Origin of the sequence: Burkholderia crassaminum, from assembly GCF_964265005.1 — a bacterium.
In the GTDB taxonomy this organism is placed as follows: Bacteria; Pseudomonadota; Gammaproteobacteria; order Burkholderiales; family Burkholderiaceae; genus Burkholderia.
In genome coordinates this window covers 2,762,236-2,785,911 of the sequence record NZ_OZ183799.1, presented here as the reverse complement: position 1 = coordinate 2,785,911, position 23,676 = coordinate 2,762,236, and the positions used below count along the sequence as shown (strand labels likewise).

The 23,676-nt window shown below is 66.6% G+C and carries 24 protein-coding genes; 9 read left to right on the top strand and 15 right to left on the bottom strand.

The window, feature by feature from the left end:
* Positions 1–15: 15 nt before the first annotated feature.
* The gene (locus tag ACPTTF_RS12865; protein WP_166960941.1) at positions 16–900 is read right to left on the bottom strand and encodes a LysR family transcriptional regulator; all 885 of its coding nucleotides are present in this window, start codon (positions 898–900) and stop codon (positions 16–18) included.
* 113 nt (positions 901–1,013) lie between these two features.
* Here ACPTTF_RS12865 and ACPTTF_RS12860 point away from each other — a divergent pair, with 113 nt between their 5' ends.
* A complete protein-coding gene (locus tag ACPTTF_RS12860) occupies positions 1,014–1,460 on the top strand; it encodes a multidrug/biocide efflux PACE transporter (RefSeq protein ID WP_166960938.1) in 447 nt (148 codons plus the stop codon).
* A 57-nt stretch (positions 1,461–1,517) separates the two neighbouring features.
* Here ACPTTF_RS12860 and ACPTTF_RS12855 read toward each other — a convergent pair whose 3' ends face one another.
* From ACPTTF_RS12855 to ACPTTF_RS12825, 7 genes are all read right to left on the bottom strand, one after another.
* On the bottom strand, positions 1,518–2,726 hold the full coding sequence (locus tag ACPTTF_RS12855; protein ID WP_166961369.1) for a chromate transporter: 1,209 nt from the start codon (positions 2,724–2,726) through the stop codon (positions 1,518–1,520).
* 194 nt (positions 2,727–2,920) lie between these two features.
* Positions 2,921–5,260, bottom strand: coding sequence for a bifunctional diguanylate cyclase/phosphodiesterase (locus ACPTTF_RS12850; protein WP_166960935.1), 2,340 nt, complete (start codon positions 5,258–5,260; stop codon positions 2,921–2,923).
* Positions 5,261–5,478: 218 nt separating this feature from the next.
* The gene (locus tag ACPTTF_RS12845) at positions 5,479–6,363 is read right to left on the bottom strand and encodes a PhzF family phenazine biosynthesis protein (protein WP_423371372.1); all 885 of its coding nucleotides are present in this window, start codon (positions 6,361–6,363) and stop codon (positions 5,479–5,481) included.
* Positions 6,364–6,376: 13 nt separating this feature from the next.
* A complete protein-coding gene (locus tag ACPTTF_RS12840) occupies positions 6,377–6,835 on the bottom strand; it encodes a RidA family protein (protein WP_006478174.1) in 459 nt (152 codons plus the stop codon).
* A gap of 42 nt (positions 6,836–6,877) precedes the next feature.
* On the bottom strand, positions 6,878–8,059 hold the full coding sequence (locus ACPTTF_RS12835) for a PLP-dependent aminotransferase family protein (protein WP_166960929.1): 1,182 nt from the start codon (positions 8,057–8,059) through the stop codon (positions 6,878–6,880).
* Positions 8,060–8,211: 152 nt separating this feature from the next.
* Positions 8,212–9,120 carry a DMT family transporter gene (locus ACPTTF_RS12830; RefSeq protein WP_423371371.1) on the bottom strand — a complete coding sequence of 303 codons (909 nt, stop codon included), beginning with the start codon at positions 9,118–9,120 and terminating at the stop codon, positions 8,212–8,214.
* Between the two features lie 56 nt (positions 9,121–9,176).
* Positions 9,177–9,869 (bottom strand): VOC family protein, encoded by a 693-nt coding sequence (locus tag ACPTTF_RS12825; RefSeq protein ID WP_423371370.1) that lies wholly within the window; start codon positions 9,867–9,869, stop codon positions 9,177–9,179.
* Positions 9,870–10,098: 229 nt separating this feature from the next.
* On the opposite strand from ACPTTF_RS12825, the gene ACPTTF_RS12820 reads away from it, so the two are divergent.
* The 4 genes from ACPTTF_RS12820 to ACPTTF_RS12805 all read left to right on the top strand — a co-directional run bounded on the left by ACPTTF_RS12820 (position 10,099) and on the right by ACPTTF_RS12805 (position 14,700).
* The gene (locus tag ACPTTF_RS12820; protein ID WP_166960920.1) at positions 10,099–11,559 is read left to right on the top strand and encodes a PLP-dependent aminotransferase family protein; all 1,461 of its coding nucleotides are present in this window, start codon (positions 10,099–10,101) and stop codon (positions 11,557–11,559) included.
* 158 nt (positions 11,560–11,717) lie between these two features.
* On the top strand, positions 11,718–13,616 hold the full coding sequence (htpG, locus tag ACPTTF_RS12815) for a molecular chaperone HtpG (protein ID WP_423371369.1): 1,899 nt from the start codon (positions 11,718–11,720) through the stop codon (positions 13,614–13,616).
* 8 nt (positions 13,617–13,624) lie between these two features.
* A complete protein-coding gene (locus ACPTTF_RS12810; RefSeq protein ID WP_423371884.1) occupies positions 13,625–14,224 on the top strand; it encodes a chorismate--pyruvate lyase family protein in 600 nt (199 codons plus the stop codon).
* A complete protein-coding gene (locus tag ACPTTF_RS12805) occupies positions 14,224–14,700 on the top strand; it encodes a DNA-deoxyinosine glycosylase (protein WP_423371368.1) in 477 nt (158 codons plus the stop codon). The genes ACPTTF_RS12810 and ACPTTF_RS12805 overlap by 1 nt, the downstream gene beginning before the upstream one ends.
* Before the next feature lie 35 nt (positions 14,701–14,735).
* Here ACPTTF_RS12805 and ACPTTF_RS12800 read toward each other — a convergent pair whose 3' ends face one another.
* The 4 genes from ACPTTF_RS12800 to ACPTTF_RS12785 form a co-directional block, all read right to left on the bottom strand.
* Entirely contained in the window at positions 14,736–15,539 is an 804-nt protein-coding gene (locus tag ACPTTF_RS12800; RefSeq protein WP_423371367.1) for a hypothetical protein, read from the bottom strand.
* A 118-nt stretch (positions 15,540–15,657) separates the two neighbouring features.
* Positions 15,658–15,912 (bottom strand): hypothetical protein, encoded by a 255-nt coding sequence (locus ACPTTF_RS12795; RefSeq protein WP_166960909.1) that lies wholly within the window; start codon positions 15,910–15,912, stop codon positions 15,658–15,660.
* Positions 15,913–15,926: 14 nt separating this feature from the next.
* Positions 15,927–16,235: a type II toxin-antitoxin system RelE/ParE family toxin gene (locus ACPTTF_RS12790; protein ID WP_423371366.1), complete on the bottom strand. Its 309-nt coding sequence runs from the start codon at positions 16,233–16,235 to the stop codon at positions 15,927–15,929.
* Complete coding sequence (locus tag ACPTTF_RS12785; protein ID WP_423371365.1) at positions 16,232–16,510, bottom strand: YlcI/YnfO family protein; 279 nt, start codon at positions 16,508–16,510, stop codon at positions 16,232–16,234. The genes ACPTTF_RS12790 and ACPTTF_RS12785 overlap by 4 nt, the downstream gene beginning before the upstream one ends.
* Positions 16,511–16,680: 170 nt before the next feature.
* On the opposite strand from ACPTTF_RS12785, the gene ACPTTF_RS12780 reads away from it, so the two are divergent.
* From ACPTTF_RS12780 to ACPTTF_RS12765, 4 genes are all read left to right on the top strand, one after another.
* Positions 16,681–17,598, top strand: a complete 918-nt coding sequence (locus ACPTTF_RS12780) for a spermidine synthase (RefSeq protein ID WP_423371364.1) — start codon at positions 16,681–16,683, stop codon at positions 17,596–17,598.
* 198 nt (positions 17,599–17,796) lie between these two features.
* Positions 17,797–18,039, top strand: coding sequence for a DUF3311 domain-containing protein (locus tag ACPTTF_RS12775; protein ID WP_011657556.1), 243 nt, complete (start codon positions 17,797–17,799; stop codon positions 18,037–18,039).
* Positions 18,036–19,586: a monocarboxylate uptake permease MctP gene (gene mctP / locus ACPTTF_RS12770; protein ID WP_166960900.1), complete on the top strand. Its 1,551-nt coding sequence runs from the start codon at positions 18,036–18,038 to the stop codon at positions 19,584–19,586. The genes ACPTTF_RS12775 and mctP overlap by 4 nt, the downstream gene beginning before the upstream one ends.
* A gap of 431 nt (positions 19,587–20,017) precedes the next feature.
* The gene (locus ACPTTF_RS12765; RefSeq protein ID WP_423371363.1) at positions 20,018–20,548 is read left to right on the top strand and encodes a hypothetical protein; all 531 of its coding nucleotides are present in this window, start codon (positions 20,018–20,020) and stop codon (positions 20,546–20,548) included.
* Positions 20,549–20,602: 54 nt separating this feature from the next.
* On the opposite strand, the gene ACPTTF_RS12760 is transcribed toward ACPTTF_RS12765, so the two are convergent.
* The 3 genes from ACPTTF_RS12760 to ACPTTF_RS12750 form a co-directional block, all read right to left on the bottom strand.
* Positions 20,603–21,058 (bottom strand): VOC family protein, encoded by a 456-nt coding sequence (locus ACPTTF_RS12760; RefSeq protein ID WP_423371362.1) that lies wholly within the window; start codon positions 21,056–21,058, stop codon positions 20,603–20,605.
* Between the two features lie 240 nt (positions 21,059–21,298).
* On the bottom strand, positions 21,299–22,252 hold the full coding sequence (gene tal / locus ACPTTF_RS12755) for a transaldolase (protein WP_423371361.1): 954 nt from the start codon (positions 22,250–22,252) through the stop codon (positions 21,299–21,301).
* Between the two features lie 168 nt (positions 22,253–22,420).
* The gene (locus ACPTTF_RS12750; RefSeq protein ID WP_166960890.1) at positions 22,421–23,632 is read right to left on the bottom strand and encodes a benzoate/H(+) symporter BenE family transporter; all 1,212 of its coding nucleotides are present in this window, start codon (positions 23,630–23,632) and stop codon (positions 22,421–22,423) included.
* Positions 23,633–23,676: the final 44 nt, after the last annotated feature.

The window sequence follows — 23,676 nt, the reverse complement described above, 5'->3', positions numbered from 1 at the left end:
CATCGGCCCGCGTCGCTACGCGGCCAGCATCGCATCGAGCAGCCATGAGCCAACCGGGCCGAGCGGCCGGTTGCGCGACCAGACCGCATCGACCCGCACGCGGCGCGGCCAGCCGCGCGCACGCAGTTCGCACAGGCGATCGCGCGCAAAGTGGTCGACCATCCAGCGCGGCAGCTCGGCCCAGCCGAACCCCTGCACGGCCATCTCCAGCAGCATCAGGTAGCTCGGCGCCAGCCAGTGCTGCGTGCCGACGACGATCCGGTCGTCGGTGCTGCGGCCTTCCGTTTTCACATAGGTATTGAGGCGCAGTTCGCGCACGTCGCGCAGCGCGGCGTGCGGCACGTCGGCGTCGCCATATTCGGCGAGCGCGTGCATGCGTCCGACGAACAGCCCGATCTCCGATTCCTCCGCGATCGTCGCCGCACCGATATCGGCCGGGTAGGCCGCGCGCGCGGCCATCAGCCCGAGCTGCGCGCGCCCCTGCTGGATCAGGTCGAGCACGTCGTCATGCTCGGCGATCTGGCATTCGAACTCGAGCGCCGGAAAGCGCCGTTCGAGCGCCGTCAACGTTTCCTCGTAGCGCTTCGACTGGTACGTATCGGACACGACGAGCGTCAGCCGCGCTTCCTCGCCGCCCGCGAGCCGCGCGGCCGTGCGGTCGATCGCCGCACCGGCCTCGAGTGCGCGCTGCACCTGCGGCAGCAGCGCGCGCCCGGCGTCGGTCAGCGTCGGCGCGCGCGTCGAGCGGTCGAACAACTGCACGCCGAGATCGATCTCGAGGTTCGCGATCGCCTCCGACACGGTCGACTGGCGCTTGCCGAGCTTGCGCGCGGCGGCCGTGAACGAGCCGAGCAGCGCGGCTTCGGCGAAGGCGAGCAGGGCTTCGGGGGCGTGGCGCATACGGTGTTCCTGGAGACGTTATATCGGTAAAACCGATGATATTAAACTGGATTCATGCGGTTTCGCCGATCAAAATGGCTGCCATGAACGAAGTAGACGAATCGGAGGGAATCATGAAACAGGTCAACAAAACGGTGACGGAACGGCTGCTGCATGCACTGACGTTCGAACTGGTCGCGATCGCGCTGTGCGCGCCGATCGGCGCGTGGCTCCTCGACATGCCGGTGTCGCACGTCGGTGTGCTGACGGTGATGGTGTCGCTGATCGCGATGGCGTGGAATATGGCGTTCAATACGCTGTTCGACCGCATCGAGCGACGCGCGGGGTTGTCGCGCACGCTCGGCATGCGGATCGCGCATGCGGCCTTGTTCGAGCTCGGCCTCATCGTGATGGTGGTGCCGGTGGCTGCGTGGTGGCTGAACGTGAGCCTCGTCGAGGCGCTGCTGCTCGACCTCGGCATCGTGCTGTTCTTCCTGCCTTACACGTTCTGCTTCAACCTGGCGTACGACGCGCTGCGCGCCCGCTGGATGGCGCGCCGGGTCGCGGTGCAGGCAGGTTGAGGACGGGCAGGACGGGCGAATGTCGGTCGAGTCTGGCGGGCCGGCGGCCGTTGCCCGTCAGCGCGCGGCGGCCCACAGCCACACGCCGCAGGCCACCGCGACCGTGCCGTACACGGCATAGACGGGCACCTTGAAGCGGGCGAAGCAAAGCGTCGCGAAGGCGCCCGTCAGCCAGTAAACGGGGTCGGCCGGTTCGCGGTGCAGGATCCTCACGACGGCGACGACGAGAAAACCCGTGGTCGCCGCGCGCAGCAGGCGCATCCCGTGCTCGAAGCGCGAATGGCGCTTGAGCCGGGACAGATGGGTTTGCGCAAACACGACGAGAAAGCCCGACGGAATGAACAGCGCGGCCGTCGCGAGCAGCGCGCCGACCCAGCCGTCGGTCAGGTAGCCGAGAAACGGCACGACGTTCAGCAGCGGCCCCGGCGCGACGGGGGACAGCGCAAATGCAAGCGTGAAGTCGTGATCGGAGATGCCCGTTGCCGGCGTGACGAACAGCGTCTTGAGCACGGGCAGCGCGGAAAAGCCGCCGCCGAACAGCGTCATGCCGGCGCCGGCGAGGCGCGGCCACAGCAGCGTCGCCTGGTAATCGCCGGGCAGCGGCATCGCGAACAGCGTGACGAGCACGCCGAGCAGCACGAGCAGGTTGCGGTCGCGGGTCGACAGCGTGAAATCGACCGCGTCGCGTTGCGGCGGCCCGGTCAGCCAGCCCGCCGCGAACGCAGCGAAAAGAATCCCGACGAAGGCGGCCGGATTATGCGCGAAAGCGAGCAGAATCGTCGACAGCGCGGCGATCAACTGTTCGCGCCTCGTGCGAGCGAGCGAGCGCACCTGCTTGACCCACGTGACGCCGATCAGCGCGGCGAGCACCATCCCGAAGTGATTGATCAGCATTGGCGCCGCCAGCGAGCGCACGAGCGGCGTGCGATAGAAGATCGCGAACAGCGTCATCAGGATGGAGAAAGGCAGCACGCTCGCGATGCCGGCGACCCATGCGCCGACGCGGCCGTGCAGGATTTGTCCGACCTGTACCGCCACGTTGCAGCCTACGGGGCCCGGCACGAGCCACGCAAGTGCGACGAGATCGCCGAATACGTGAGGCTCGATGCGCCGCAGCCGTTCCACGTAGTGGCGTTCGAGCTGCGCCATCATCGAGAGTCCGCCCCACGAGACTGCCGAAATGCTGGCGACGACCTTGAACAGGTCCCACAGGGACGCCTGTGCCTGTTCGACATCAGCGGTCGCTTCGATTTCGACGGTCGTCATGTTGGTGGTGGACACGGGGCCCGATCTCTCGCGTGTAGCCATGCCGGCGGCCCGCCGACACGTTGGCCCTCCTGATTGTCCGCCGCGCACCGTGACACAGCCATGCGCGAAAACGCTAGTTCATGACCTAAACAATCAGATCGGAAAACGAAACAATCACGGCGCACGCAACGCCCGCCACGCCTGCGGTGCGCTTACGCGCCGGTGCTGCCCGTCGCGCGGTGCGCGATCACGTTCGGCGAGTCGCCGCGCACGCCGAAGCGCGCGATCAGCGCGGGAATCGCGTCGGCCGGCACCGGTCGGGAGAACAGGAAGCCCTGCGCCTCGATCTCGCCGAGCGCGGACAGCCACGTGATCTGTTCCTCGGTTTCCGTACCTTCGACGACGACGGTCAGGCCGAGCGAGCGCGCGAGATGCACGATCGACGACACCATCACGCACACGCTGCGGTCGTTGGGGATCGCCTGCACGAACGAACGGTCGACCTTCAGCGTATCGACGGAGAAGCGGTGCAGGTACGACAGCGACGAATAACCGGTGCCGAAATCGTCGAGGGCGATCCGGATGCCGAGTTTCTTCAGTGCGACGATCTTCTCCGACACGAGTTCCGGATATTCCATCATCGCGGTTTCGGTGATCTCGATTTCGAGCCGGTTCGCGTCGATGCCGGTTTCCTGCAGCGTGCGCGAGATCGTCTCGATCAGGTCGCCGCGCCAGAACTGCACCGGCGAGATGTTGACCGCGAGCGTCAGCGTATCGTGGCCCTCGTCGCGCCAGCGCGCGATCTGCTCGCACGCGGTGCGGATCACGAAGTCGCCGATCGGCACGATCAGGCCCGTCGATTCGGCGATCGAAATGAATTCGTTCGCGGAGATGATCCCGTGCTCGGGGTGATCCCAGCGCGCGAGCGCCTCGAAGCCGGTGATATAGCGGTGCGTGAGGTCGATCTTCGGCTGGTACGCGAGGAACAACTGCCCCTCGGCGAGCGCGACGCGGAGTTGCTGTTCCCAGCGCATCAGGTGGTCGGCGCGGTGCGACAGGTGCGGCGCATAGAACTGGTAGCAGTTCTTGCCGGCGTCCTTCGCGCTGTACATCGCGAGATCGGCCTTCTTCAGCAGGTCGATCTCGCTTTCGTTCGCAACGCTGTGCAGCGCGATGCCGATGCTCGCATGCAGCACGAACGAGCTGCCGCGCACGTCGAACGGTTCGCCGAACATCCGGATGATCGCTTCCGCGAGCCGCACCGCGCGGCGCTCGACGTCGTCACCCTTCATCACGACGACGAACTCGTCGCCGCCGATGCGTGCGAGCGAGCCTTCGTCGCCGACCGCATCGGCAAGGCGCGACGCGGTCATCTGCAGCACGATGTCGCCGGCGTTGTGGCCGAGCGTGTCGTTGACGGTCTTGAAGTTGTCGAGATCGATGAACAGCAGGCCGAGCCGGGACAGGCTTGTCGGCATCGATACGTCGTTGCGCAGCCCGCGCAGCGTCGCATAGCGGTTCGCGAGGCCGGTGAGCAGGTCGTATTCGGCGAGCTGCGTCATCTCGCGCTCACGGCCGAGCAGCTTGCCGATCAGGCCCGTCGCGACACCGAAGAACGCGAGCATCGCGAGCGTGATGAAGCTCGTCATCAGCAGGTAGACGTTGCGCGTGTGGTAGTAGTCCGCGAATTCCTCGGTTTGCGACAGCCCGACCATCACCGCGAGCGGGTAGCCGTCGAGGTGGCGGTACGACACGATGCGCGTCACGCCGTCGATCGGGTCGATGATCGTGCCCGTCACGCGCTCGGCGATCGGGTAGACGCCCGACGCCGAAAACGCGCCGGGCGCGTTGCTGACCGAGCCCGTGCGTCGCGCGAGCACGGCGCCCGTATCGGACACGACCGCGATCACGCCTTCCTTGCCGATCGCCGCGTTGTTGTAGAAGTCGTTCGTGAAGTAGCTCGGGTCTTCCGACACGACGACGATGCCCGCGAAGCTGCCGTCCGGGTTGTTCAGGCGCCGCGTCATCTGCAGCGTCCAGTGGCTCGACACGCGGCCGAGCACGGGCTTGCTGATGAAGAGGCGGTCGTCGTTGTGCGAGAGGTGGACCTTGAAGTGCTCGCGGTCGGACAGGTTGATCGGCTGCGGATGGAGCTCGGCCGTGTTCGCGAACAGGATGCCCTTCGCGTTGACGAGCGACACCTGGATCAGCGTGTCGCTCGGCACGACGCCTTTCTCGACGGCGCTCGCGAGGTTGAAGCGCGCGGGCGACTTCTCGAATTCGAACTTGACGAAGCGGGTGATCTGGTCGACCTGGTGGATCGCCTTGACCGTATGCTGCTCGAGCGCGGAGGACAGGATCGCCGCGGAAGCCGCCGCTTCCTTGTATGCGCTGTCCTTTTCCACCGAGAGACGCGCGATGATCACGGCCCACAGCAGCGCGAGCGCCAGCATCCCGAGCAGCGGGATCGCAAATAGCGCACGCCGGCGCGATTTGCGCGGCGCGCGAAGCGGCCGGGTCGGCGGCGTGTGGTTGGACCGGGCGGAGCTCATCGAAGAGTGCGGCGTCCTGCTCGCGTGCGCCAGCCGTCTGGATGGCTGGCTATGGTTCGGGTTGTCCCGACGTCTGTTCGTTCGCGGGACACGCAACCATGGACAGACCTCCGAAACAACGGATTAGGCCCGATATTACTGGTTGGAACGTTTTTGCGATAGTTGGGCGAATCGTAGGGGGCGCCGGACGGGCCGGCGCCATCGCACATCGCGAAATGTCACACGGGTGACAGGAAGGTGCCGTCGACGACCGTGACGACATGGCCGCCGATCCATGGGGTGCCGTCTTCGGCATAGCTGACGAAGATGCGGCCGTCGCGGCCGATCGCCGTACCCTGGCGGGCTGTATACGACGGGCCGGGGCGGCGCTCCTGCCGCGTCAGCAGCCCGGCCAGCGCGGCGTTCGCGCTGCCGGTGACGGGATCCTCCCCGGGGGTGCCGAACTTGCCGCCCGTCATCAGGCAACGGATCTCGAACGTCGCGGGGCCGCCTTCGGCGTGCGGCGCGTAGGCGGCGAGGCCGTCCACGCCGTAGCGGCGGGTAAGCGCCTCCAGTGCGGCCGGATCGGGCGACAGGCCGATGCACGCGTCGGCCGACTTCAGCCGCACGACCAGCCACGGCGCGCCGTTGTCGACCGCGCACGGCTCGGCTTCCAGGTCGAGCGCGTCGCTGCGCAACGCGGCGGCGAGCACCGCGTAGTCCGAACGGTCGAGCGGCGTAACGCGGGGCGGTGGCGCGGCGAATGCCCAGCCGCCGGCCTGCTCGCGCAGCGCGACCCGGCCGACCCCGCACTGCTGGATCAGCCGGCCCGGCGTGCGCGGCTGCGCGCCGCTTTCCAGGAACGCATGCGCGGTGCCGAGCGTCGGGTGGCCGGCGAACGGCAGTTCGCCGCCCGTCGTAAAGATCCGTACGCGGTAGTCGGCTTCCGGATCGGTCGGCGTGCAGAGGAACGTGGTTTCCGACAGGTTCGTCCAGCGGGCGATCTCGAGCATGGCGTCGTCGTCGAGCGAATCGGCGTCGAACACCACGGCGAGCGCGTTGCCCTTGAACGGCACCGACGAGAACACGTCGACCTGCTTGAAGCGGACGAGACGGCCGGGCATCGCGCTGCGCCCGTTACGCAACTTCGGCGATCAGCTCGATCTCGACGCACGCGCCGAGCGGGATCTGCGCGACGCCGAAGGCCGAGCGCGCGTGCTTGCCGGCGTCGCCGAACACTTCCGCGATCAGTTCCGACGCGCCGTTCGTTACGACGTGCTGTTCGGTGAAGTCGAGCGTCGAGTTGACGAGGCTCATCAGCTTGACGATGCGCGTGACCTTGTTCAGGTCGCCGGTGTGCGCGTGCAGCGTCGCGAGCAGGTCGATCGCGATCGAGCGTGCGGCCGCCTTGCCGTCTTCCGTCTGCAGATCCGCACCGAGCTTGCCGGCCCAGACCTTGCCGTCCTTCTTCGCGATGTGGCCCGACAGGTAGACCGTATTGCCGCTTTGCGCGCTCATCACGTAGGCGGCGGCCGGTGCGCCGGCGGTCGGGAGCTCGATGCCGAGCGACTTCAGTTTGTCGTAGACGTTAGCCATGTGTTCGATTCCTCGTAGAGAGTCGTGACAGGAAAAAGGGGATCAGAGGCGCTCGCGCAGCAGCGTGCCGAGGCGCGCGACGCCTTCCTCGATCTTCTCGGGCGGCACCGTCACGAACGACAGGCGCAGCGTGTTCTGCTGTGCGTTGTCCGCGAAGAACGGCGCGCCCGGCACGAAGGCGACGTGGTTGTCGACGGCCGCGGCGAGCAGCTTCATGCTGTCGATCTGCGCGGGCAGGTTCACCCAGATGAACATCCCGCCTTCCGGCCGGTTCCACGTGACGCCTTCCGGCATGTGGCGCTCGAGCGCACCGAGCATCGCGTCGCACTGCGCGCTGTACAGCTCGCGGATCGACGGGATGTGCTCGTCGAGGAAACCGTCCTTGATCACCTCGTGCGCGATGCGCTGCGTGAGCGTCGGCGTGTGCAGGTCGGTGGCCTGCTTCGCCTGCACGAGCTTGAAGTGGAGTTCCTCGGGCGCAATGATGTAGCCGATCCGCAGGCCCGGCGCGAGCACCTTCGAGAACGTGCCGAGGTGCACGACGTGATCGGGTGCCATCGACAGCATCGTCGGCAGCGGCTCGCCGCGGTAGTTCAGCGCGCCGTAAGGATCGTCCTCCAGCACCGGGAACGGGCTCGACTGCGCGAACGCGGCGAGCGCGCGGCGGCGCTCGACGGGCATGCGGCGGCCGGTCGGGTTCTGGAAGTTCGGCTGCGCGTACAGCAGGCGCGCGCCTTGGGTGAGTTCGGGCGTGAGGCCTTCCGGCAACAGGCCCAACTCGTCGGTCGGCACCTGCACGTAGCGCGGCTCGTACAGCGAGAACGACTGCAGTGCGCCGAGGTAGGTCGGGGTTTCGACGAGGATCGGGCTGCCCGGATCGACGAGCGCCTTGCCGAGCAGGTCGAGCGCCTGCTGCGAGCCGGTCGTGATCAGTACCTGCGACACGCGCACGCTGTAGCGCTCGGCGATCCATTCGCGTAGCGGCAGGTAGCCTTCGGTCGCGCTGTACTGGAGCGCGGCGGCCGGCGCGTCGCGCAGCACGCGATCGGCGGCGGCGCGCATGCGCTCGGCCGGGAACGTCGCGGGGGCGGGCAGGCCGCCGGCGAACGAGATGACCTCGGGGCGTTCCGTGACCTTCAGGATTTCGCGGATCGCAGAGCTCGTCAGCTTGCGGGCGCGTTCGGAAAGCTGCCAGTGCGGCGGATGCAGGTCGCTCGGATTCATAGTCTCCTCGTTCGGATATCGTGGTCAGTCAAGAAAGGTCGTTCGGGCAAATCGCTTCGACGCTGCCGGGTGGGCACGCGCGAACGCGATCGAGCCTTCGCGGCCGGGTGGGCAAAACCGATCAGGCAAAACGTCCATTATGGCGCACCTGTTCAGCCGGCGCGAGCCGGTCGCGCGGCGGTGGCGACCGCCGAGCGGCGCCCGAGCACCACGGTGGCAATCACTGCGGCGGCGAACAGCCACGTCGACGACGTGACGGTTTCGCCGAACAGCAGGGCGGAAAAGGCGATCGTGAAGAAAATCTGCAGCAGTTGCACCTGGCCGACGCGCGCGATGCCGCCCATCGCGAGCCCCGCATACCACGCGAAAAAGCCGATGAATTGCGAAAAGAGGGTCACGTAGCCGAACGCGAGCCAGGTGCGCAGCGCGAGCGGGCCCGGATGCGCGGCGTGCTGCATCCAGGCGAGCCAGCCGACCGGCAGCACGAGGAACGGTGCGGACACGACGAGCGCCCAGCAGATCACCTGCCAGCCGCCGATCTGGCGCGCGAGGCGCGCGCCTTCCGCATAGCCGAGCGCGCCGATGCCGACCGCGACGAGCATCAGCGCGTCGCCTGCCTGCACGGTGCCGCCGCCGTCGCGCAGCGCGAACGCGATCACGAGCGCGCTGCCGGCCACCGCGCTGGCCCAGAACGCCTTCGACGGCCGCTCGTGCGACAGCCATGCCGCGTACAGCGCGACGAACAGCGGCTGGAGGCCGTTGACCACCGCACCGTGCGAGGCCGGTACCGATTTCATCGCCCACGCGGAAAACACCGGATACGCGATGATCACGCCGACCGACGTGATCGCGAGACTTTTCAGTTGCGCGCGGGTCGGCAGCGGCTCGCGGCGCCACCACAGCAGCAGGCCGGCCGGCACCGCGGCGGCGAGCGCACGGCCGAGCCCGTTGAGCAGCGGGTTGAGTTCGGACACGACGATGCGCGTCATCGGCAGCGTCAGGCTGAAGATCATCACGCCGATCAGGCCGAGCAGCATGCCCCGGGTTTCGCGCGAATTCATGAGGTGGGTGTCTCCGTGTTGCCAGTATTTTGGTGTAGTCGGGGGCGGCGGGGCGCTCAGCGCAGTGTGCGCACGCCCTGCGGCGTGTCGAATTCGGCGACGAGCGCGGGCGGGCCGTCGGCGGCTTCGAGGTCGAGCAGGTGGGCGGCGCCGAGCCAGTCGAGCTGCTCGCGGATCGCGTCCGCGCGCGGGTGGGCGCCCTTGAGCGCCTTCAGCGCGACGCCGTCGCCCGGCAGCGATTCGGCCGGGTGGTGCGCGCTGTCCCACTGGATCAGCGATGGCAGGAGGCCGTCGCCCGCGCCTTGCCATGCGGGAAACGTGCCGTCGTCGGGCACCGTCAGGCCCCAGCCCAGGTCACCGCGCCGCATCGCGACGACGGGCGGGATGCGGGCCGGATACTGGCTCTGCCACAGCGCGAGCTGGCGCGGACGGTCGACCCGCGCGACCCAGTGCGCGAGAAACGGGCCTTGAGCGAGCCGCGCGTGCATGGCCGAATCGTCGAGCCCGAACAGCCGCGCGCGCGGCGCCTGCGCGCCGTCGTTCGGCGCCGGCGCATCGGGGTCGATCGCGATCACCTCGAGATAGAGCCCGCCCCACGCGCCGAACAGCGCGTTGTGGGTCCGCATCAGCGGGTGGCGGCCGCCGCCGGCCGGTTCGATGCCGAGTGCATCGGCGACATGGCGTACGCCTTCGTCGAGCGTGCGCGCGGCGATCACGAGATGGTCGAGTGTCAGGGAGCGGGCTGGCATGAACGTCGGTCGGGAAGCGAAAGTGTCTGGTGGGCAGGCGATGCGCCGGGCGGTGGCCGAACCGGCCGGCGTACCGGCCGCGATGCAGGCCGGTGGGCGCGGCGCCAGGTGCGGCGTGGCCGGTACGGCGGCCGCACGGTCGCCATTCCGGTCAACTGTAATCGTCGCTACCGGCACAGTAACGGTACAATCGGCGCGATAGCCTTCGGTACAGTTGGAGCCCCCGCCCATGTCCACCGTTCCACTCGCCCAGATTCCCGTGCCGCACGACACGGCCACGCTCACGCTCGTCGACCAGCTTGTCCAGTGGGCGCGGCGGCGCATCGACGAACGCGTGTTCCGGCCCGGCATGCGAATGCCGTCGATCCGCAAGCTCGCGCTCGACAAGAGCGTGTCGCGCTTTACCGTCGTCGAGGCGTACGAGCGGCTCGTCGCACAGGGCTACCTCGACTCGCGGCGCGGCTCGGGCTTCTACGTGCGCGAGCGCACGGCCGCCGGCCCGCAGCCGGCCGACAGCGTCGCGCGCGTGGCCGAGGCCGCGCCGGTACACAACACGATCGACGTCGTCTGGCTGCTGCGCAACATGCTGCACACCGTCAGCCCGGAAAAGGGGCCGGGTCTCGGCTATTTGCCGGGCCGCTGGCTCGACGGCGAACTGATTACCGGTGCGCTGCGCGCGCTCGGGCGCCAGTCCGGCGCGCAGATGCTCGGCTTCGGCACCGCGCAGGGCTTCCTGCCGCTGCGCCAGCAACTGCAGACGCGCCTCGCCGAAGTGGAGATCGGCGTGAAGCCCGAACAGATCGTGCTGGTGTCGGGAATCACGCAGGCGATCGACCTGATCTCGCGGATCTACGTGAAGCCCGGTGATGCGGTGATCGTCGGCGATCCGGCCTGGTTCCAGATGTTCGGCCGCTTCGCGGCGCAGGGCGCGCAACTCGTCGGGATGCCGTACACGCCGGACGGCCCCGATCTCGACGCGCTCGAGACGCTCGTGCAGATGTGGCGGCCGAAGATGCTCGTGATCAATTCGGTGCTGCAGAACCCGACCGGCACGTCGCTGTCGGCCGCGCAGGCGTTCCGGATCCTGAAGCTCGCGGAGGCGTACGACTTCCTCGTCGTCGAGGACGACGTGTACGGCGACCTGTGCCCGCCGAGCTATCCGGCCACGCGCCTCGCGAGCCTCGACCAGTTGAAGCGCGTGATCTACCTCGGCAGCTATTCGAAGACCCTCGCGGCGAACCTGCGGGTCGGCTATGTCGCGTGCGCGCCGGAGATCGCGAAGGCGGTCACCGACCAGAAGATGCTGGTCGGGATGACGACGCCCGAGCTCAACGAGCGCGTGCTTTACAAGATCCTGACCGAAGGGCATTACCGGCGCCACGTCGAGCGGCTGCGCGCACGGCTCGACGGTGTGCGCGACAAGACTGCACGGATGCTCGAGCGCACGGGGCTCGGCCTCTTCACGATGCCGGCGGCCGGGATGTTCCTGTGGGCCGACACGGGCGTCGATTCGGACGCGCTCGCGGCGGTCGCGCACGAGGCCGGCTTTCTGCTGACGCCGGGCAGCCTGTTCTCGCCGCAGCAATCGCCGTCGACGTGGATGCGCTTCAATGTCGCGAACTGCGGCGATCCGGCGCTGCCGGGGCTGCTGTCGCGCTATATCGATTCGGCCGTGCGCCGCGCGTCGTGACCCGGCGCGGCACGCCGGCCCTTGAAATCGGGCGTGCGGTCCCCAGATACGCGCGCAAACCGCTTGCGCCAGGCGGTGGCCCTTCAGGGGCCGTCCGGCATCGCGCGCCGGCCGCCTGCGCCACACCTTTCAAGTTCAAGTAAGAGGAAACAGCATCCATGGCACATGAAACGATGAGCTTTCAGGCAGAGGTCAAGCAACTCCTCCACCTGATGATCCATTCGCTCTACAGCAACAAGGAAATCTTCCTGCGCGAACTGGTGTCGAACGCGTCCGACGCGGCCGACAAGCTGCGTTTCGAAGGGCTCGCGGACAACGCGCTGTACGAGAACGATCCGAACCTGCGCATTCGCATCGGCTACGACAAGGCCGCGCGCACGATCACGATCGACGACAACGGCATCGGCATGAGCCGCGACGAGGCGATCGCGAACCTCGGCACGATCGCGCGTTCGGGCACCAAGGAATTCTTCACGAAGCTGTCCGGCGACCAGCAGAAGGATGCGGCGCTGATCGGCCAGTTCGGCGTCGGTTTCTACTCGGGCTTCATCGTCGCTGACAAGATCACCGTCGAGACGCGCCGCGCGGGCCTGCCTGCGAGCGAAGCCGTGCGCTGGGAAAGCGCGGGCGAGGGCGACTTCACGATCGACGCGATCGAGCGCGCGCAGCGCGGCACGACGATCACGCTGCACCTGCGCGAAGGCGAGGACGAGCTGCTGTCGTCGCACCGCCTGCAGTCGATCGTCCAGAAGTACTCCGACCACATCGCGCTGCCGATCCTGATGCAGAAGGAAGAATGGGATCAGGAAAAGGGCGAGATGGTCCTGAAGGACGAGGACGAGACCGTCAACCAGGCGAGCGCGCTGTGGACACGTTCGAAGAGCGACGTCACCGACGAGCAGTACACGCAGTTCTACCAGCACATCGCGCACGACCACCAGGATCCGCTCACGTGGACGCATAACCGCGTCGAGGGCCGCAGCGAATACACGCAACTGCTGTTCGTGCCGTCGCACGCGCCGTTCGACATGTGGAACCGCGACTATCGCGGCGGCCTGAAGCTGTACGTGAAGCGCGTGTTCATCATGGATGACGCCGAACAGCTGCTGCCGCAATACCTGCGTTTCGTGAAGGGCGTCGTCGATTCGGCCGACCTGCCGCTGAACGTGTCGCGCGAAATCCTGCAGGAAAGCCGCGACGTGAAGGCGATCCGCGAAGGCGTGACCAAGCGCGCGCTGTCGATGCTCGAAGAGCTCGCGAACGCGGAAGAGGATGCCGGCAAGGAGAAGTACAAGACGTTCTGGGGCGCATTCGGCCAGGTGCTGAAGGAAGGCCTCGGCGAGGATCACGCGAACCGCGAGCGCATCGCGAAGCTGCTGCGCTTCGCGTCGACGCACGGCGACACCGATACGCAGGACGTGTCGCTCGCCGACTACGTGTCGCGCATGAAGCCCGAGCAGAGCAAGATCTACTACGTGACGGCCGACGCATGGCAGGCCGCGAAGAACAGCCCGCATCTCGAGGTGTTCCGCAAGAAGGGCGTCGAGGTGCTGTTGCTGACGGATCGCGTCGACGAATGGATGCTGTCGTTCCTGCAGGAGTTCGACGGCAAGCCGCTCGCGAGCGTGGCGCGCGGCGATCTCGACCTCGGCGAGCTGAACGACGAGGAAAAGAAGGCGCAGGAACAGGCGGGCGAAGCGATCAAGCCGGTCGTCGAGAAGATGAAGGAAGCGCTCGGCGACAAAGTGAAGGAAGTGCGCGTCACGTTCCGCCTGACCGATTCGCCGTCGTGCCTCGTCGCCGACGACAACGACATGAGCGGCTACCTGCAGCGGATGCTGAAGGCGGCCGGCCAGAACGCGCCGGCGATGCAGCCGATCCTCGAGATCAATCCCGAGCACGCGCTCGTGAAGCAACTGAAGGCCGACAGCGCCGATTTCGGTGACTGGGCCCATCTGTTGTTCGATCAGGCGCTGCTGGCCGAAGGCGGCATGCTCGACGATCCGGCGAGCTTCGTGAAGCGGACCAACGCGCTCCTGCTGTCGCGAGCCGCGTGAACGCGCGGTTGCGATTCGACGGCGGGCAGGCCGGCTGGCGCGAGACGCCGCGGCCTGGCTGCACGCTCGACCAGCGCGACTGGCTGACGCGCGGCGGATCGCTGACCGCGCACCTCGCGCGGCTCGGCCGCGTGAACGTGCGCGTGACGCGCGAGGCCGTCGACTGCCCGTGGTTCGACGAGCCGGACGCGGTCGCCAGTTCGCCGCGCGCGCCGATGTGGGTGCGCGAGGTGATCCTGTCGGTCGACGGCACGCCTTTTGTTGCCGCGCACAGCATCGCGCCGCTCGCGGCCAGCAAGGGCGTGTGGCAGGCGATGCGGCGCCTGCGCACGCGGCCGCTCGCGGAGCTGCTGTACAGCGATCCGCAGGTCGAGCGTTCGGCGCTCGTCAGCCGGCGCGTGATCGCCGGCCATCCGCTGTATGCACTGGCGACCCATGCGCTTGGCGCGGGCGTCCGGCCGCCGCACGCGTTCGCCGCGCGGCGTTCGGTGTTCCAGCGTCACGGCAAGCCGCTGATGGTGACCGAGTGCATGCTGCCGGCGCTGTGGCGTCATCTCGATGCGCACGGCGACGGGCCGCGCTCGGGCGGTCCGGGCGGAGGTGTGTGATGCTGCAGGGCTTCGGGCCGGTCGTCGGGCCGGATACGCACACGATGATCCTCGGCAGCTTTCCGGGCGAGGCGTCGCTCGACGCCGCGCAGTATTACGCGCATCCTCGCAATCAGTTCTGGCGATTGCTGGGGGCTGTGCTCGGCGAGCCGGCGCTTCATGAACTGCCGTACGATGCGCGGCTCATGTGCGTGCTGTCACACGGTATCGGTATCTGGGACGTTCTCGATGCGTGCCATCGTCAGGGTAGCCTCGATTCTGCGATCCGGAATGCGAAGCCGAACGACTTCGATTCGTTGCGGGAACATGCGCCGTTGCTGAAGCGCGTGTGCTTCAACGGCAAGACGGCAGGGCGGTTCGCCGATGTGATCGGCGAGGCCGGGTACGAGACGCTCGTGCTGCCTTCATCGAGCCCGGCGAATGCGATGCTGTCGTTCGAACAGAAACTGGTGCTTTGGCGCGCACTTCGCTCCTGAGGCGCGTTGGATGCCGAGTATTCGGTAAAGCGGTATCAGGTGGGCGGCAGCAGGTGCCTGGCGCCCGTGGCCGCGGCAATACGACTTTGTGCAGCGACGAGTTGGTCATCGGTGGTCGCCACCAGCCACAGACGTGCGTGCTCCTCGATCCGGCGGTTGTGGTCCTTCAACGGGCCCATCGCGGCAGCGGCCTTCCAGACCACCGGGCCGATTCGGCTACTTCTGCCCGACGGCGCGCCTACCAGCAGGCAGTAAGGTCCCAGCGGAAGCGATACGAACGGAAGTGCCGGACTGGCGATCACGCGCCAGTCGATGAAGGGTGTCTCGCTGATCAGCAGCGGCGTGGGCAAGCCGTAGAGCACACTGAAATCGTACAGCGCCAGCTGCTCTCGCATGCCGACGTAAATTCGCCGGATGTCGTCGACAACCGCCGCGCGGATCTCGTCCTCGAACATGGGTTCCTGAGCGTAGCGGGCAAATGCCTTTCGTGCCTCCCATTGATACGCGCTGAACAGGCCGATCTCCACGCAGTCCTGTACTGCGCGCTGAGCGTCCGCTACGGAACCGGCTTCCTCTGGCTTGCCCATCTGCGCAGCCCGCAAAAAGCGGGCAAGTCCCGCCTCGTGGATCGCAGGACCATCCGCAGATGCATCGTCGTCAGCGTTCTTGCCGAGAGGCGAGTAGATATATTTCTCGGCAGCGAAATGCGATTTCTTGCCTTCATCGAACTTGATTTCGCCATCGACGCAGTCCAGATAGCGAGTCCCGATTCGACCGTGCTCCCAAACCCAATTTTTCAGGAACGGACGTAGCGGATGCAGTTTGTCTTGATCGGCCATTGAAACCTCCAGGTTTCCCAGTATGCGCCATTCCTGCAACTCACCGCACACCCCGCAACGTCCGGTGCCCCTCGCTTCGGCATGAGGCGCGGGGACGGGCGGCCGTCGTGCCCGACGTTCAATCGTCCTTGCCCCATCTCCATTTGGGCTTCTCGCCCTTGATCCAGCACACCATGGTCAGCAGTGCGACCAGCGCCACGATGCACGCCCCGTATGCGACCGGCGAGCGTTGCGGCGGCACCAGCCACGCGCTCGCGATGATTCCGATCACGAACAGCAGCAGCACGATCCAGCCCTGCCACGCGACCGGCAATCCCCAGCCCCAGCCATAGCGTTTCGCAGGGAACCAGATTTTCTTGTCGTTCGAGGTCATGTGATTCCTCGTCGTCAGTGGTAGTCGCTTTCTCTATGGTGACGCACCGCGAGAATCGTCACAGTCCGGCTGTCATCGATCTCGACCAGTGCGACATAGCCTGATGCACCGAATGGAATGATCAATTCACGGAGAAACGGCATCGAAGGATGGACTTTACGGCAGGTGAACGGTGACGATTCGAGCGTGGCGATTCCGGAAGCAATGGCCGCCAAAGCGCGTTCAGCCCGTTCGACCTCCGAATCTTCGCGATCGACGACGAATTCATAAAGCCGGTCCAAATCATCCGATGCCGCGAGCGTGAAGCGAACCGTATACGTCATCGAGCGTGCCGCTTCCTGTCACGCAGTGTATCGAGCCGCCGACCCAGTCGTTCCAGAACCTCGGAAGAGGACACATATTCGCCAGTACGGCGGGCCTCGTCGCGCGACGCAAGGCCGCGTGCAATGAATTCGCTTTGGAGGCGGCGGCGTTCGATGCCTTCGCGGATCGATTGTTCGACGAAGCTAGACAGCGTTTCGCCTTCCTGAAGGACGCTTTCAGCGGCGTCGCGCAGCTCCGGTTCGACCCGAACGGATGGAAAAGTGGCGGTTTTCATCATTGGCCTTAATGCATCGCAATTGCGATGCATTATCGTCTACGCTGCCCGGAGGTGCAAGTCGGCCGATCGGCCAGGTGTCGCCGGCGCCCATTGTCGGCGGCTTCCGTCCCCGCACCAATGCTATCCTCTCGTCCGCTAAAACCAGCATCACCCAGCGAGATTCAATCATGACCCGACTGATCAAGCGCGCGTCCGCCGAGGCGCGCGCGTTCAAGAATGGCAAGCCGTCCTCCTACAACGGCTCCGAAAAACTCCAGCCGCCGCGCGTGAAGCGCCGCCCGGACATCGACGAACACGACGACGTGCCCGTGCTCGAAGCGCCGCGCAAGCCGCGCTTCGCGCCCGTCACGTTCTCGGAAGAGGGCGGCGTGCGCTTCCTGCACTTCGGTACCGAATGGGTGCAGGGCGCGATGCGGATCTCGAAGCCGCTGCATATCGAGCTCGAATACGCGCAGCAGATGATGGCGTGGCTGCTGTTCCTCGAAACGCCCGAGCGGATCGTCCAGCTCGGGCTCGGCACCGGCGCGCTGACCAAGTTCTCGCACCGCTTCCTCCCGCAAGCGAAGGTCGAGGCCGTCGAGCTGAACCCGGCCGTGATCGTCGCCGCACGCACGATGTTCGCGCTGCCGCCCGACGACGCACGTCTCGCCGTGCACGAAGCCGATGCATGGGATTTCGTCAACGATCCGGCCAACCGCGGCACGATGGGCGCGATCCAGATCGACCTGTACGACGCGACCGCGCGCGGCCCCGTGCTCGACAGCGTCGCGTTCTACCGCGCGGTGCGCGGCTGCCTCGCCGATGCGGGCATCGCGACGATCAACCTGTTCGGCGACCATCCGAGCTTCGTGCGCAACATGAAGCACCTGAACGCGGCGTTCGAAAATCGCGTGATCGCGCTGCCGGAAGTGCATGACGGCAACCGGATCGCGATCGCGTTCTCGGGTCCCGCGCTCGACGTGTCGTTCACCCAGCTCGATGCGCGTGCGAAGCTGATCGAGGACACGCTGAAGCTGCCCGCACGCAAGTGGGTGAAAGCCTTGAAAGAAACGACCGGCGCGCGCGACACCGCGTTCGCGATCTGACGCTTCATGCGCCGGCGGCATGCCGGTGCAACCACGCGACAAGGGGCGGATCACCTCGGGTTCGCCCCCGCTTGACCGCGTGCTCGCGGCTCCTATACTGGCGCGAAGCCAGGGGAGCCGCAGCCTACCCGTTTTGCGCTCCTCTCGGCGCCGTACCCGCTCAACAAGATCGATAACCGGGAAAGATGAGGAGACGTCATGGCTCACGATGCCGACGCCAACCGGGCCGCCAAGCGCTGGCTCTGGCTGCTGGTACTGCCGCTGATCGCGATGGTCTGGGTACCGTCGTACAGCAAGATCGAACCGCAATGGTTCGGTTTTCCGTTTTTCTACTGGTACCAGCTGCTGTGGGTCTTCATTAGCGCGGTGATCACCGCGTTCGTGTATTTCAAGACCAAGAACGCGTGGAAGGCGAGCGGCCCGCAGGGAGGTGCGCGATGAATCTCGGCGCAACCTTCGTCTTCGTCCTGCTGTTCATCGGCGTCACGATCATCGGTTTTCTCGCCGCGAACTGGCGGCGCGGCGATCTCGCCCATCTCGACGAATGGGGCCTCGGCGGACGCCGCTTCGGCACGATCGTCACGTGGTTCCTGCTCGGCGGCGACCTCTACACGGCCTACACGTTCGTCGCGGTGCCCGCGCTCGTGTTCGGCGCCGGCGCGATGGGCTTCTTCGCACTGCCATATACGATCCTGATCTATCCGTTCGCGTTCGTTGTGTTCCCGAAACTGTGGAGCATCGCGAAGCGGCACGGCTACGTGACGGCCGCCGACTTCGTCAACGCGCGCTACGGCAGCCGGATGCTCGCGCTCGCGATCGCGGTCACCGGCATTCTCGCGACGATGCCGTACATCGCGCTGCAGCTCGTCGGCATCGAAGTGGTGATCGGCGCGCTCGGCTTCGACACGACCGGCTTCGTCGGCGATCTGCCGCTGATCATCGCGTTCGCGATCCTCGCCGCGTACACGTACACGTCGGGCCTGCGCGCGCCCGCGATGATCGCGATCGTCAAGGACATCCTGATCTACATCACGATCGCGGCTGCCGTCATCGTGATCCCGGCGAAGCTCGGCGGCTTCGGGCACATCTTCGCGAGCGTACCGCCCGCGAAGCTGCTGCTGAAGGCACCCGACGCGATGAGCCTGAACGGCTACAGCGCGTACGCGACACTCGCGATCGGCTCGGCGCTCGCGCTGTTCCTGTACCCGCACTCGGTCACCGCGATCCTGTCGTCGTCGTCCGGCAACTCGATTCGCCGCAACATGGCGATGCTGCCCGCGTACTCGTTCGTGCTCGGCCTGCTCGCGCTGCTCGGCTACATGGCGCTCGCGTCGGGCGTGAAGGACATGCCGCAGTACGCGCCGTACTTCAAGGCGTTCGGCCCGAACTTCGCGGTGCCCGCGCTGTTCCTCGAGTATTTCCCGTCGTGGTTCGTCGGCGTCGCGTTCGCGGCGATCGGCATCGGCGCGCTGGTGCCGGCGGCCATCATGTCGATCGCGGCCGCGAACCTGTACACGCGCAACATTCATCGCGAGTTCGTGAACCGCAACATGTCGCACGAGCAGGAGACGCACGTCGCGAAGCTCGTGTCGCTGATCGTGAAGGTCGGCGCGGTCGCGTTCATCCTCGGGTTGCCGCTGACCTACGCGATCCAGCTGCAGCTGCTCGGCGGGATCTGGATCATCCAGACGCTGCCCGCGATCGTGCTCGGTCTCTATACGCGCGTGCTGGACCATCGCGGCCTGCTGGCCGGCTGGGCGGCCGGCATCGTGTGCGGCACGTGGATGGCGATCTCGTTGAAGCTGGCCGGATCGATCTTCACGATCCACCTGTTCGGTCTGGCGATTCCCGGCTACGCCGCCGTGTGGTCGCTGATCGTGAACCTGGTGGTGGCGGTGGCGGTGAGCGTGCTGGTGCGCGTGATGGGCATGGCGCATGCGGAGGATCGCACGCGGCCGGAGGACTATCTCGACGTCGTCGAGGGCTGATTCCCCCACTTTCTGTTGCAGTTTCGACACGACGCCCGCGACCCAAGTCGCGGGCGTTTTGCATGGTGCGCCGCGAACACCCCGTGTGGCCGTGCGTCCGTTTGCGCCGATCTCCAAGCGATTCTAGGGCGGCCGCGCCGTGGCGAAAATCGGTGCAAGACCGATTAGGTGGCGCGTGGTCCGCTTGCCAATAATGCGTCCCGCCCGGCTGTACCGGGTGATTCGATCTCCACACGATCCGATTATATGAGGGATGCAATGACGAAGATTTGGGTTCTGGTATTGGGCATGTGCTGCGTGGCGCTGGCCGGTTGTGTCAACGCGTACTACCGGTGAGGCGCACCATGAGAGTCCTGGTGATGTGGGCGCTCGTCGCGCCGGTCCTGCTCGCCGGTTGCGCGAACATGTACTACCGTTGACGGCGGGCCGCGATGAAAACGATCTTGTCGGCCGCCGTGCTGTGTGCGGCGCTCGCCGGCTGCATTTCGGTGTACGGCCCCGGGCAGCGATACGCGGCGCGCGATGCGCCGCCGGGAAAACACGATACGGCCGAAGGCGCGGCTGGCGCGTCCGAGTCGCCCGGCAGTGACGCCGCATCGCGCATCGTGATCGGCAATCGCAAGTACGACGAAGTGTGGGCGGCGGTTGCGCAGTTCTACGCGGACCACAAGCTGGCGGTGCGCGTCAGTGATCGCGACGCGGGGCTCGTTGCCGCTGCGTATGCCGATTATCCGAACGCGGGCAACTTTCTCGACTGTTCCGAACTGAAGCAGACGTCGAACCTGACGCACACGCTGAAGGTCGTCGCGCGCATCGACGAAGCGACGCAGGGCGTGACCGTGTCGATCGACGTCGCGGGCATGGTCGGCGTGGTCGCGGCCGGCAAGCAGAAGGGCGCGCGCGTCGCATGCCGTTCGAACGGCACGCTGGAGCAGGCGCTGACGGAGGTGCTGCGCAAGTAGCGGGCCCGCCCGGATCGTCGCGGCAGCGCGGCGTCCGGGCGGCACGCGCGTGAGTTACTGCCCCGCGCGTTGCGCGAGGTCTTCGCGCTGCGACAGGTCTTCGATGTTGACCATCCAGTGCACGCCGAAACGATCCTTTGCCATCCCGAAGCCGAGCGCCCAGAACGTCTTGCCGAACGGCATCGTCACTTCGCCGCCGTCGGCGAGCGCATTGAACAGCTTCTGGCCTTCCTCGACCGTCGCCGGGTTCAGCGACAGCGAATAGCCGGCGTGCGCGGCGCCTGCCGGCTGGCTGCAGTCGCCGTCCGAGCACATGATCATCGAGTCGCCGATCGTGAAGCTCGCGTGCATCACCTTGTCGGCCATCTCCGGCGTCATCGGGTAGTCGGGATTCGGCGGTGCGTCCTTGAAGTGCATCTTGAACATCGTCTTCGCACCGAGTGCCTTTTCGTAGAACTGAAGGGCTTCGTCGGCACGACCGTAGAACGTCAGGTACGGTTGAACTTGCATCGTTGTCTCCTGTGATGGGCCGGCCTGCGCATCTGCGCGGGTTCGGCGTCGTGCAAGACTGACTGGGAAAGGGTGCATCGGGAGGCGGCCGTCGCACCCGTGACGTGGATTGTAGTGCGCGTGCTTGACGATGGAATGAAAAATAAAAACGGCCGCGAACATGACGTTCGCGGCCGTGTGCGTCGTGCGTGCTGACGGCTGTTGTCAGTGTTGCTGACAGCCGCTGACGCGTGTCGCGGCTCAGCGCAGCGAGTCGATCAGCTTCTCGAGCTTCACCGCATCGGCGGCGAATACGCGGATGCCTTCAGCGAGCTTTTCGGTTGCCATCGCGTCGTCGTTCAGCTGGAAGCGGAACGCCGCCTCATCGATCGCGATCCGCGCGGCGGGCTTGTCCTGCAGCGCTTCCGGCGACAGCTTGCGCGTGACCGTCTCGTTGCTGTCCTGCAGCTTCCGCAGCAAATCGGGACTGATCGTCAGCAGGTCGCAGCCGGCGAGTTCGGTGATCTGGCTGGTGGTGCGGAAGCTCGCGCCCATCACTTCGGTGTTGTAGCCGAACGTCTTGTAGTACGTGTAGATGCGGCGCACCGACTGCACGCCCGGATCGTTCGCGCCACCGTCCTTCTCTTCATTCCACTCCGCGCCGGCCTGCTTCTTGTACCAGTCGTAGATGCGGCCGACGAACGGCGAGATCAGCTGCGCGCCGGCTTCCGCGCAGGCGGCGGCCTGCACGAGCGAGAAAAGCAGGGTCATGTTGCACTTGATCCCTTCCTTCTGCAGCACTTCGGCCGCGCGGATGCCTTCCCACGTCGACGCGAGCTTGATCAGGATGCGCTCGCGGCCGATACCGGCTGCTTCGTACAGCTTGATGAGCTCGCGGCCCTTGTCGATCGAGCGCTGGGTGTCGAACGACAGGCGCGCGTCGACCTCGGTCGACACGCGTCCCGGGATCAGCTTCAGGATCTCGGTGCCGAATGCGATCAGCAGTCGGTCGATGATGAAATCGGTGCTTTCGTTGCGATGATCGCGGACGGTTTTCTCGAGAATCGGCTTGTACGTGTCCTTCTGGACGGCCTTCAGGATCAGCGACGGGTTCGTGGTCGCGTCCCGCGGCTGGTATTGCGCAAGCTGCTGGAAATCGCCCGTGTCGGCGACGACGGTCGTGTACTGCTTCAGCTGGTCGAGTGCGGTAGTCATGGCGATTCGGAAGAAGGGCGCAAGGCGCCGGGTTCTCACGGGCCGCGCGAGCGCGGCGGCGAAGCGAAGCGGCGCCGGGCGCCGCCTCCGATCCGCTATTCTAGGCCCGATTCGTGTCGGGCACGTTCTGGTGTGTCCGATGGCCGCGGCGGCGGGCGCCGCGCCGCGTCACGCCGGGCGGCGTGCGTTCAGGATCACCTGCGTGACGATCCCCGCGACGAGCCCCCAGAATGCCGAGCCGATCGACAGCAGCGTGAGGCCCGACGCGGTGACCATGAACGTGACGAGCGCCGCTTCGCGCTGCTTCACGTCCTGCATCGCGTTCGCGAGGCCGCTCATGATCGAGCCGAACAGCGCGAGCGCGGCGACCGACACGACGAGCGCTTTCGGCAGCGCTGCGAACAACGCGGCGATCGTCGCGCCGAAGATCCCCGCGATCAGGTAGAACGTGCCGCACCACACGGCGGCCGTATAGCGCTTCGCGCGATCCTCGTGCGCTTCGGGGCCCGTGCAGATCGCGGCCGTGATCGCCGCGAGGTTGACGCCGTGCGAGCCGAACGGCGCGAGCAGCAGCGACGCGAGGCCGGTGGTCGCGATCAGCGGTGACGACGGGGTTTGATAACCGTCCGCGCGCAGCACCGCGATGCCCGGCACGTTCTGCGACGCCATCGCGACGACGAACAGCGGAATGCCGATGCTGACGATCGACGCGATCGAGAGCGCAGGCATCGTGAACACGGGCTTCGCGAACGCGATGTGAAAGCCGCTGAAGTCGAGCAGGCCGAGCCCGCCGGCGACTGCCGTGCCGACGATCAGCGTCGTGACGATCGCATAACGCGGCGCGAGCCGCTTGACGATCAGGTACGTGAAGAACATCGCGAGCACGAGCGCGGTCTGGAACTGCGCGGCGCGGAAGATCTCGATGCCGATCTCGAACAGGATGCCCGCGAGCAGGGCGGCGGCGATGCCGGCCGGAATCTTGCGCATCAGCGTGTCGAACAGCCCGCTCACGCCGACGGCCGTCAGCAGCACCGCGCAGACGACGAACGCACCGATCGCCTCGGGGTAGGGCACGCCGGGCAGCGACGCGATCAGCAGCGCGGCGCCGGGCGTCGACCACGCGACGACGACGGGCGCGCGAAAGCGCAGCGACAGGCCGATCGTCGTCAGTGCCATGCCGATCGACAGCGCCCAGATCCATGACGAGATTTGCGCATCGGTCAGGTGAGCGGCGCGGCCGGCCTGGAACATCAGCACGAGCGAGCTCGTGTAGCCCGTCATCATCGCGACGAAGCCGGCGACGAGTGCCGAGACGGAGGTATCGGCGAAAAAGCGGCGGCCGCCGGCGCGGCTGGCGCTCGCGGTGGGCGAGGGGTTCATGCTATCTCCGGGGGGAGGCCGCTCGGACGCGGCCTTCGTGTCTT

Coding starts and splice junctions, on each gene's coding strand:
- ACPTTF_RS12865 (WP_166960941.1), bottom strand. CDS start 900: ATGCGCCACGCCCCCGAAGCCCTGCTCGCCTTCGCCGAAGCCGCGCTG.
- ACPTTF_RS12860 (WP_166960938.1), top strand. CDS start 1,014: ATGAAACAGGTCAACAAAACGGTGACGGAACGGCTGCTGCATGCACTG.
- ACPTTF_RS12855 (WP_166961369.1), bottom strand. CDS start 2,726: ATGACGACCGTCGAAATCGAAGCGACCGCTGATGTCGAACAGGCACAG.
- ACPTTF_RS12850 (WP_166960935.1), bottom strand. CDS start 5,260: ATGAGCTCCGCCCGGTCCAACCACACGCCGCCGACCCGGCCGCTTCGC.
- ACPTTF_RS12845 (WP_423371372.1), bottom strand. CDS start 6,363: ATGCCCGGCCGTCTCGTCCGCTTCAAGCAGGTCGACGTGTTCTCGTCG.
- ACPTTF_RS12840 (WP_006478174.1), bottom strand. CDS start 6,835: ATGGCTAACGTCTACGACAAACTGAAGTCGCTCGGCATCGAGCTCCCG.
- ACPTTF_RS12835 (WP_166960929.1), bottom strand. CDS start 8,059: ATGAATCCGAGCGACCTGCATCCGCCGCACTGGCAGCTTTCCGAACGC.
- ACPTTF_RS12830 (WP_423371371.1), bottom strand. CDS start 9,120: ATGAATTCGCGCGAAACCCGGGGCATGCTGCTCGGCCTGATCGGCGTG.
- ACPTTF_RS12825 (WP_423371370.1), bottom strand. CDS start 9,869: ATGCCAGCCCGCTCCCTGACACTCGACCATCTCGTGATCGCCGCGCGC.
- ACPTTF_RS12820 (WP_166960920.1), top strand. CDS start 10,099: ATGTCCACCGTTCCACTCGCCCAGATTCCCGTGCCGCACGACACGGCC.
- htpG (WP_423371369.1), top strand. CDS start 11,718: ATGGCACATGAAACGATGAGCTTTCAGGCAGAGGTCAAGCAACTCCTC.
- ACPTTF_RS12805 (WP_423371368.1), top strand. CDS start 14,224: ATGCTGCAGGGCTTCGGGCCGGTCGTCGGGCCGGATACGCACACGATG.
- ACPTTF_RS12800 (WP_423371367.1), bottom strand. CDS start 15,539: ATGGCCGATCAAGACAAACTGCATCCGCTACGTCCGTTCCTGAAAAAT.
- ACPTTF_RS12795 (WP_166960909.1), bottom strand. CDS start 15,912: ATGACCTCGAACGACAAGAAAATCTGGTTCCCTGCGAAACGCTATGGC.
- ACPTTF_RS12790 (WP_423371366.1), bottom strand. CDS start 16,235: ATGACGTATACGGTTCGCTTCACGCTCGCGGCATCGGATGATTTGGAC.
- ACPTTF_RS12785 (WP_423371365.1), bottom strand. CDS start 16,510: ATGAAAACCGCCACTTTTCCATCCGTTCGGGTCGAACCGGAGCTGCGC.
- ACPTTF_RS12780 (WP_423371364.1), top strand. CDS start 16,681: ATGACCCGACTGATCAAGCGCGCGTCCGCCGAGGCGCGCGCGTTCAAG.
- ACPTTF_RS12775 (WP_011657556.1), top strand. CDS start 17,797: ATGGCTCACGATGCCGACGCCAACCGGGCCGCCAAGCGCTGGCTCTGG.
- mctP (WP_166960900.1), top strand. CDS start 18,036: ATGAATCTCGGCGCAACCTTCGTCTTCGTCCTGCTGTTCATCGGCGTC.
- ACPTTF_RS12765 (WP_423371363.1), top strand. CDS start 20,018: ATGAAAACGATCTTGTCGGCCGCCGTGCTGTGTGCGGCGCTCGCCGGC.
- ACPTTF_RS12760 (WP_423371362.1), bottom strand. CDS start 21,058: ATGCAAGTTCAACCGTACCTGACGTTCTACGGTCGTGCCGACGAAGCC.
- tal (WP_423371361.1), bottom strand. CDS start 22,252: ATGACTACCGCACTCGACCAGCTGAAGCAGTACACGACCGTCGTCGCC.
- ACPTTF_RS12750 (WP_166960890.1), bottom strand. CDS start 23,632: ATGAACCCCTCGCCCACCGCGAGCGCCAGCCGCGCCGGCGGCCGCCGC.